Here is an 8355-nt window from a genome sequence, read left to right on the forward strand (position 1 = left end):
ATTCATGTTCCCTCTTCAGCCGGGCGCGTCAGGTAGTAGGCCATAAGGATCGGCACGAGCGTCACCGCCATCACGATGACGGCGACGACGTTGGTGATCGGGCGGTCGCGTGGGCGGAAGAGTTCGTTGAAGAACCAGATCGGCAAGGTTCTCTCGTGGCCGGCCGTGAACAGCGTGACGATGATCTCGTCGAACGACAGGGCGAAAGCCAGCATGCCGCCCGCCAGTAGCGCCGTTGCCATCTGCGGCAACACGATGTAACGGAACGTCTGCGCGCCGTCGGCGCCGAGATCCATCGATGCCTCGATCCAGTTCTGCGGCATGCGCCGCAGTCGCGCGACCACGTTGTTGTAGACGATGACGGTGCAGAAGGTCGTGTGACCGATGACGATGGTCCAGAAGCCCGGATCAACGTGCGCGGCCTTGATGGCGGCAAGCAAGGCGATGCCAGTCACGATGCCGGGCAGGGCGATCGGCAGGATCAGGACGAAGGTGATCGCTTCCTTGCCCCAGAAGCGCGAACGCGCCAGTGCGAGCGCCGTCAGGGTGCCGAGCACGATCGCCAGAACCGTGGCGAGTGCGGCGACACTGAGTGACAGACGCATGGCCGCCCAGATGTCGCTGCGTGCGAAGGCCGCCTGGAACCAGTGCAGCGTGACACCCGGCAACGGAAAGGCGTAGGTTCGATCGTCGGTCGTGAAGGCATACAGAATGATCACGAGTACGGGCAGGTTGAGAAAGGCCAGCCCGAGAATCGCGCCGAGCCGCGTTGCCCAGGACCCGTGATGAGTTGCTCGTGCCTTAGAGCGCATCGAGAGCTCCGGCACGTTTCACGAGTGCGAGGTACACCATGATCAGTACGATCGGCACCACCGAGAATGCCGCGGCCAGCGGCAGGTTGCCTGCGGTTCCCTGCTGCTGATAGACCATCATGCCGATGAAGTAGCCGGGCGCGCCGACGACGCTGGGGATGATGTAGTCGCCAAGCGTGAGTGAAAATGTGAAGACCGATCCCGCGGCGAGTCCCGGCAACGCCAGGGGCAATGTAATAGTGCGGAAGGTCTGCATCGGACGTGCACCCAGGTCGGCCGAAGCCTGCAGCAACGCGGTCGGCACACGCTCGAGCGCTGCAGCGAGCGGCAGGATCATGTAGGGCAGCCACATGTACACGAACACGATGAACATGCCGAGGTAGGACGAGGAGAGCGACGGGCCGCCGATGGCGGGCAGTTCCAGCGTCGCATCCAGCAACGGCGTTGCACCGACCGAATCGAACAGCCAGCTGAGAATGCCCTGCTTCGCGAGCAGCAGCCGCCATGCGTAGACCTTCACCAGGTAACTGGTCCACATCGGCAGCATCACGCCGACATAGCACAATGCCTTTATGCGGGGTGTGGCGTAACGCGCCATGTAGTTGGCCACTGGAAACGCGATGAAGGCGGAGGCGATCGTGACGGCCAGCGCCATCACGACCGTGCGCACGATGATGTCGATGTGGGCCGGTTGCGTGACCACCTGCCTGAACGTGGCCAGCGTCGGCTCGTACACGATTTTTGCGGTGAACTCGTCGATCGCATAGAAGCTGTTCGCGAGCAGCATGAACAGCGAACCGAGATACACCGTGCCGAACCACAACAGCGGCGGAATCAGGAGCAGGCACAGGTAGAAGCCGGGACGGCGGTAGAGGAACGTCGACGCGCCGCGAAACCAGCCGCCTGCCGCATCCGCTGCAAGCGCCGTGTTCATCCGGGCTCTCCGGCGAGCGGGACTGCGTCGCTGGCGGACCAATGCAGCGTCACCTGTGAACCGATTGCCGAATGCTGCGTCTCCGCATGATTACTCACGGCCGCCGCGAACAGGTCACCGCTGGCGAGCTGCACCTGGTAGCGGCTGATGGCGCCGTGGTACTGCACATCGATGAGTGTGCCGTTGCAGTGAATCGTGCCGGGTTGCGGTGCTGATCCCGCGGATTGGACACGGATTTTCTCGGCGCGAATCGCGAACGGCTGGGCCGAGCCCGTCAATGCCTGAGCAAGTTCGCGCCCCGCGACGTTGGCGCTGCCGACGAATCGCGCCACGAACGCAGTGGCTGGGCGCGTATAGAGGATACGCGGCGTATCGAGTTGTTCGACCTTGCCCTGATTGAACACGGCGACCCGATCGGCCATCGACAGGGCTTCTCCCTGATCGTGCGTCACGAACACGAACGTGATGCCCAGTTGCCGCTGCAGATTCTTCAGCTCGATCTGCATTTCCTCGCGCAGCTTCAGATCCAGTGCGCCCAGTGGCTCGTCCAGCAACAACACACGCGGCCGATTGATCAATGCACGCGCCAGAGACACGCGCTGACGCTGTCCGCCAGACAGCTGCGAAGGCCGCCGTTGCGCAAGGGCGGAGAGTTTGACGAGTTCCAGCATCTCCATGGTCCGTCGCCGCTGTTCGTTGCCCGACACCTTGCGTACACGCAGCCCATACGCGACGTTCTCCAGCACGTTCATGTGGGGAAACAATGCGTAGTCCTGGAACACCGTATTGACGTCGCGAGCGTACGGCGGCCGGTCGGTGACGTCATCACCATCGAGCAGAATCTGGCCGCCATCCGGCAAGTCGAACCCCGCGATCAGTCGCAGACACGTGGTCTTGCCCGACCCGGAAGGCCCGAGCATGGCAAAGAACTCGCCGGACGCGATCTGCAACGACACCTGATCGACGGCCCGCACGTCACCGTAGACGCGTGAGACGTTACTGAACTCGATGGCGGGAGTCATGCGGGACGAACTGGATGAAGATCTCCACGGGGATCACGGGGTACCACGGGGTCGAACCTCCATATCTTCCTATTCCCTTAATCCCCGTGTAGCCCCGTGGAAATCTTTCTAAGTCTTATCTTCCGCCCATGATGGCCACGTAATCCGTCGCCCAGCGGCTATAGGGAACACAAGCGTCGCCTTGCGTGGCGCACTTCGACTCCGGCGTGCGCCAGAAGTGGATCTTGTCGAAGTTGTCGATGCCGTTGTTCTTGCAACCGTCGGCGCCGAGCAGGTCATTGCCGTTGCAGGCTGCGGGTACGACAGGCAGGGAACCGAACCAGGAGGCGACGTCGCCCTGTACCTTGGGACTGATCGACCATTCGAGCCACTTGTACGCGCAGTTCGGATGCCTGGCGCTGGCGTGCAGCATCGTCGTGTCGGCCCAGCCCGTCGCACCTTCTGCGGGAACGGTGCTGGCAATCGGCTGCTTGTTGGCGACCAGCGTGTTCACCTGGAATGGCCAGGAACTCGAGGCCACGACTCCTTCGTTCGTGAAATCCTGCACCTGCACGTTCGCGTCGTGCCAGTAGCGCTGTACCTGCGGATGCTGGGCGCGCAGCAGATCGAGCGCCGCAGCGTACTGAGCTTCAGTGAGTTCGTACGGATTCCTGATGCCGAGATCAGGCTTGCTGGTCATCAGATACAGCGCAGCATCCGCGATGTAGATCGGACCGTCGTAGGCCTGGATGCGGCCCTTGCTGCTCTTGCCGTCAGGAAACTTCTGCGCTTCGAACAATACGTTCCAGGAGGTTGGTGCGGTCTTGAATACGGTGGTGTTGTACATGAGCACGTTGGGTCCCCATTGATAAGGAACGCCGTAGTGCTTGCCATCGACGAAGTGCCAGGGGGCTTCTTTCAATCGTGGATCGAGCGAGTCGTACGAGGCCACGCGCTCGACGTCGATCGGCTGCACGGTGCCGCCGCGAATCAGTCGCAACGAAGCATCGCCGGATGCTGTGACCAGGTCGTAGCCGCCCTGCGTCATGAGTGACACCATTTCGTCGGACGTGCCGGCGGTCTTCACGTTGACCTTGCAACCGGTGTCGGCTTCGAACTTCGTCACCCAGTCATAGCTCTTGTCGGTTTCACCGCGTTCGATGTAACCGGGCCATGCCACGATATCGACCTGGCCCTCCAGGGCCGCGTCAGTTGCAGTTGCAGAAGTTGCTGCAGGGGCGAGGGGTGTCTCTTCCTGTCTCTTGCCGCACGCCGTAACCATCGTTGCGACCGAAGCCAGAAGCACGATGCGCACTGCGGATGAATCGATGAGTGATCGCATAAATTCTCCCGGTTGGATTGGCCCGCGAAGGAACGTTTTTCCGAGGATGCGATTCGAGCGGCCGGCGTTGGCCAGGAATCAGGCAGCAGTGTAGCGCTGCGGGAATGCAGCGTGCAGATGGCATGAATACGCAGGCAGGACGCCTGCGTCTGCGATTACATCGTTCCGGAGAGGGAGAACGGTCGGCGGCCCTGGGCATCGGGCGTGCCCAGAATCTGCAGCGAATCGGCCATCGACCGGGAGGCTTCGGGGCGCGCGGCGACCGATCCTTCGACCAGGTAGCTGCGATCGGGACTGAGGCGAACGTTACCGGCGATCTCGAGCGGACCGCCCATGTCGGCGAGCGCGCCGACCAGTTCATTGCCGGTGGGTTCGGGCGGGAAGATGATCTTGTAGCTTCCCAGTGGCGCCGGCTTGCGTGCGGGGCCTACGAGATCGAGCACTTCGAGGGTGCCATCCGCACGGACCGGCCAGCCGTCCTGCAGATCCAGGCGCGCAAGCTTGGCGTTCACTGTCCCCGTCCAACCGCCCGGCACAGCGTGGGCGGGCAGGGAGTCCAGCGGCAGCGAGCCGGAGAACCCGGTGAGACTTACGTCCCGTGAACCGGACACGCTGACCGTGCCCTGCAGGAATCCCTGGCTGCGCGTGACTTTCACATCGGCTTGGAGCTTGAGCGCCAGCAGCGGCAGCGCATGCAGCTTCCAGGTAATGCTGCCGACATTGGCGCCACCGACAATCACCACCGGTGCGCGTCCGTTCCAGGCCGTGCCTTCCGCCCCGGCAATGACGATGTCAGGCGGCAGGCGCGAAGTGATTACCCTCGCGGGCAAAGTCACCAGTGCGAATACGATATAAGCCGCGATTCCGAGCGCGACCAGGGGCCAGATTTTTTTCATTCAGGTGGGAGCGCGAGTCAGCACCAGGCTGGCGTTGACGAGGCCGGGGCGCGACGCCTTGTCGAAAGTAGCCTGTTCGATACTGATGGCATGCACCTGCTGCAGGTTGCCGACGCACTTGACCAGGGCATTGAAGGGAGCGGCTTCGAGGCGCACGCGGATGCCGGAATCGCCATTCGGCGTCTGACCGGTAAGTGAGGAACCGATACCGCATTCACGGGCGGTACGATCGATGAGCACGACCAACGACTCGTCACTGGGACCCGCACTGACGAGCTGATTGGCGCCGAGCGCCTGCACTTCACCGGCAACGCTGCGCATCCACGTAAGGTCGGCCTCCATATGCTGCACGCGCTCGCTGCGTTCGTGCAGCGTTTTATAGAACGGGGCGAGTGCCAGCGTGTACAGCGCAACCACCACGACGATAACGCCGCCGCCCAGCACGACGGCGCGTTCGCGCGGCTTGAGAGTCCGGAACCAGTCCTGGAGTTTCTGCATGATTGCTGCCTGCCTCAGGCGCCGGACTGCTTGAGTTTCAAGCGACCTTCGACCTTGGAATCGCGCGGACTGGCCGACTGGATTTCCGCCGACAGGCCGCGTTCGACCGCGACATGCTGGATCTTGTCGAGCTGATCGACCGATGGGGCCAGCACGCGCAGATCAGTCGCATTGTCGCGATACGACAGGGCTTCGAGCGTGGCCCCGGGCGCCTGCGCCATGGCGTCGACGAGCACGCCGAGCGTGGTCATGACACCGCTGCTGGCGCCGCCGCCGCGCAATGCATTCAGACGCATCTCGACTTGCTTGCGGGCAGCGATGGCATCGGGCACGGGCGCACCCGGGATCGCCTGCTGGAACACTTCCGCGATCTCCGCGTCCAGGCGCTGCTCCTTGCGTTGCAGGTCGACGTACTGCCAGGCCGTGAGACCGATGTGCAACGCGACGAAGGAAGCGAGCAACGCCGCTGCATAGCGCCAGGGCTGGAACGACAGCCGCAACCGCGTCTTCGGCGCGTAGGCGCCCTGCAGCAGGTTGATCGACGGCTTCGTCATCACGTTTGCGGCGAGCAGCGGCAGCGGTCCATCGGGAAGCAGCTTCAACTGCAGGCTGGCCGTGAATTCGCGCAGCCCTTCGAACAGGTCGCGCTCATGTTCGTAGACGGATTCGGTCAGATAGATCGTCACGTGTTCGCGCGAGTCATCGCCGGAGGCGAGCGCGAGTTGCACGGCTTCGATCAAGGGCTGCACGTCGAGAACAGCGCCTGGAGTCGACTCGCGTTGCACGAAGACACGCGTGTCATCGACCAGCAGCGTCACGCCATTGGCTGTAACGGGCAGCGCAGCCGTCTCGGGATAGATGGCATCGACATGCAGTCCCGCGTCCTGGAATGCCGCAACCCAGAACTGCATCTGATCTTTCGCTACGGCTGCGACAGGCGTTCCCGGACGATCGTCACGACGGCCCACGGCGAAGTGCATATCGTCGATGTCTGCCGCCATCTGCTCTTCGAGTGCGTACGGCACCATCTGCAGCAGCTTGGCGCCGCTCTTCACGGGCAACACCGGTTCTGCCAGCGTGACATCGGTGCCCGGAACGATCGCGACGACCCTACGGCCGCCTGTGAACGCCGCTGCATCCGCCAGTGATCCTGATTGCACGTTGCCGTGACGCGCGCCGGTGCTGTCGACAGCGATCCATTCAGCCGTGACGGGCTGCGTGGTGTCGCGTGCAATGGGCGAGGTGTTTGTGAGTCGGATGACCAGCGCTTCTGTCATCAGTCGGTTCCGAAGCTTCTCAAAATGGGACGGACCATGCCGTTGGCGCGATTCAAGAGACTGTACAGGGTGAACTGGGTAGTGCCAATAGTGACCCAGATGTTGGCGCGGAAGTAGTTGCTGCTCTCGCTGATGACATCGCCCTGGTCATACGCGCTCGCGAGTGCGGGATCCAGCTGCCCTTTGAAATCTGCAAGGCTGGGAAAGCAACGCAGCTTGCGCATCTCGGTGACGTTCTTGCGGTCGCGCGTGAACTCGCTCACGCCGTTGCCGATCAACGCATCGAGAACTTCCGGAGCAGCGGTACACAGATTGATCGACGTGCCCGGCGGCAGGGCGGAAACGAAAGGTTCGAGGCGACGATAACGTTCCAATCCGAAGTCATGCAGCGCCAGCAATTCGCTGGTGCGTGTGATACGCATGTTCGGCGGCCGATACGCCGGCGTGAGTGAGGTGTAGACATTGTCCTCGGCGCCGTCGGGAAATCCCGGATTGATGTCCGTATCGAGCCAGTCGGCGATCATGTCGGCCCATTTTTCTTCGAGTTCCAGCAGCACGAGGAGGTTCTTGAAGCGCTTGACGGCCTCGGCGTCGGCAACCAGTTCGCCATTGTCGACCTTGACCAGGTTGTTGAGATTGAACCGGCCCTGCATGTCTTCGAGCTGACCCGCGACGTCGCCGCCGTCGACCGGAATCGGCGGGATGGGCGTCGCCCATTCCTCGGTGTAATCGTCCACGCTGCTGCCGCTCTGCGCGTCGCGCTTCAGGATGTCAGCGGCCCAGGCTTCTGCACCCATGGCGACCTCGAATCCCTGATCGAGCGAGAACATCGTGGAGCTGCGGCGCTGATCGAGATAGCCCTTGAACCCGACGTTGGTGGCCAGGATCACTGCGAGCGCCACGATGAGGACGGCCGTGATCAGAGCCACACCGCGCTGTCTTGCACCCAGTTGCGGCATGTTCATCCGGCGACCTCCACGATGCGGGTCACCTTGCCCCAGTCTTCCAGTTCCAGCGTGATCTCCACGGCAATCGGCAGGGCATAGCGCTGTGTCGGTCCCGAGAAGCCCAGTGGCGGCCACTGCTCTTTCCAGTCGCGATCCCCGCCCATGTAGCGCACCGAGATGCTCTTCACCTTGTCGAGCATCACGACGCTGACTGGTTCCGCGTTCTGCATGCGATCGAGCACGGGCCAGTAGTCGCGATGAAGCTCAGTGTCCACGAGCCGGTAGGCAACGCGCTGCAGGGTAGGGCGAGGCACACCGGCGGGGTTGCTCCATCCGGAATGCGTGAGTTCAATGCCGCCGCTGTTACCGTCGCCACCGGCACGCAATGCCGGCATCGGTTCTTCACCGAGCACCGGGCGCACGGCGCGCGGTTCGAGCAACGAGAAATCCTGGCTCATGCGCATCATCGTCGACTGAACGGCGCGCGTGCGCGCTGCACTCTCGTCGAGACGGCCGCTTTGCGTTATCAGTTCGTTGTAGCCACTCATCGCCAGCACGCCGACGATCACGAAGATCGCGACGGCGATGAGGACTTCGAGGAGTGTGAACCCCCCAACGGAGGTACGTCCCAGGTTACCGCGGCCTGAT

The 8355-nt window shown here is 62.7% G+C and carries 9 protein-coding genes; all 9 read right to left on the bottom strand.

What is annotated here, in order from left to right; genetic code table 11:
• Positions 1-2: 2 nt before the first annotated feature.
• Positions 3-812, bottom strand: a complete 810-nt coding sequence (locus VIZ63_RS25250) for an ABC transporter permease (protein WP_331612629.1) — start codon at positions 810-812, stop codon at positions 3-5.
• The gene (locus VIZ63_RS25255) at positions 802-1746 is read right to left on the bottom strand and encodes an ABC transporter permease (protein WP_331612630.1); all 945 of its coding nucleotides are present in this window, start codon (positions 1744-1746) and stop codon (positions 802-804) included. The genes VIZ63_RS25250 and VIZ63_RS25255 overlap by 11 nt, the downstream gene beginning before the upstream one ends.
• On the bottom strand, positions 1743-2768 hold the full coding sequence (locus VIZ63_RS25260) for an ABC transporter ATP-binding protein (RefSeq protein WP_331612631.1): 1026 nt from the start codon (positions 2766-2768) through the stop codon (positions 1743-1745). The genes VIZ63_RS25255 and VIZ63_RS25260 overlap by 4 nt, the downstream gene beginning before the upstream one ends.
• A 115-nt stretch (positions 2769-2883) precedes the next feature.
• Entirely contained in the window at positions 2884-4089 is a 1206-nt protein-coding gene (locus tag VIZ63_RS25265; protein ID WP_331612632.1) for an ABC transporter substrate-binding protein, read from the bottom strand.
• A 155-nt stretch (positions 4090-4244) separates the two neighbouring features.
• Positions 4245-4985 (bottom strand): type II secretion system protein N, encoded by a 741-nt coding sequence (locus tag VIZ63_RS25270; protein WP_331612633.1) that lies wholly within the window; start codon positions 4983-4985, stop codon positions 4245-4247.
• Positions 4986-5483, bottom strand: a complete 498-nt coding sequence (gspM, locus tag VIZ63_RS25275; RefSeq protein ID WP_331612634.1) for a type II secretion system protein GspM — start codon at positions 5481-5483, stop codon at positions 4986-4988.
• Positions 5484-5497: 14 nt separating this feature from the next.
• Positions 5498-6760 carry a type II secretion system protein GspL gene (gene gspL, locus VIZ63_RS25280; RefSeq protein WP_331612635.1) on the bottom strand — a complete coding sequence of 421 codons (1263 nt, stop codon included), beginning with the start codon at positions 6758-6760 and terminating at the stop codon, positions 5498-5500.
• Positions 6760-7725, bottom strand: a complete 966-nt coding sequence (gspK, locus tag VIZ63_RS25285) for a type II secretion system minor pseudopilin GspK (protein WP_331612636.1) — start codon at positions 7723-7725, stop codon at positions 6760-6762. The genes gspL and gspK overlap by 1 nt, the downstream gene beginning before the upstream one ends.
• On the bottom strand, positions 7722-8355 hold a 634-nt coding region (gene gspJ, locus VIZ63_RS25290), incomplete at its 5' end, for a type II secretion system minor pseudopilin GspJ (RefSeq protein ID WP_331612637.1). The genes gspK and gspJ, both read right to left, overlap by 4 nt.

Source organism: Povalibacter sp., from assembly GCF_036520495.1.
GTDB lineage: Bacteria > Pseudomonadota > Gammaproteobacteria > Steroidobacterales > Steroidobacteraceae > Steroidobacter.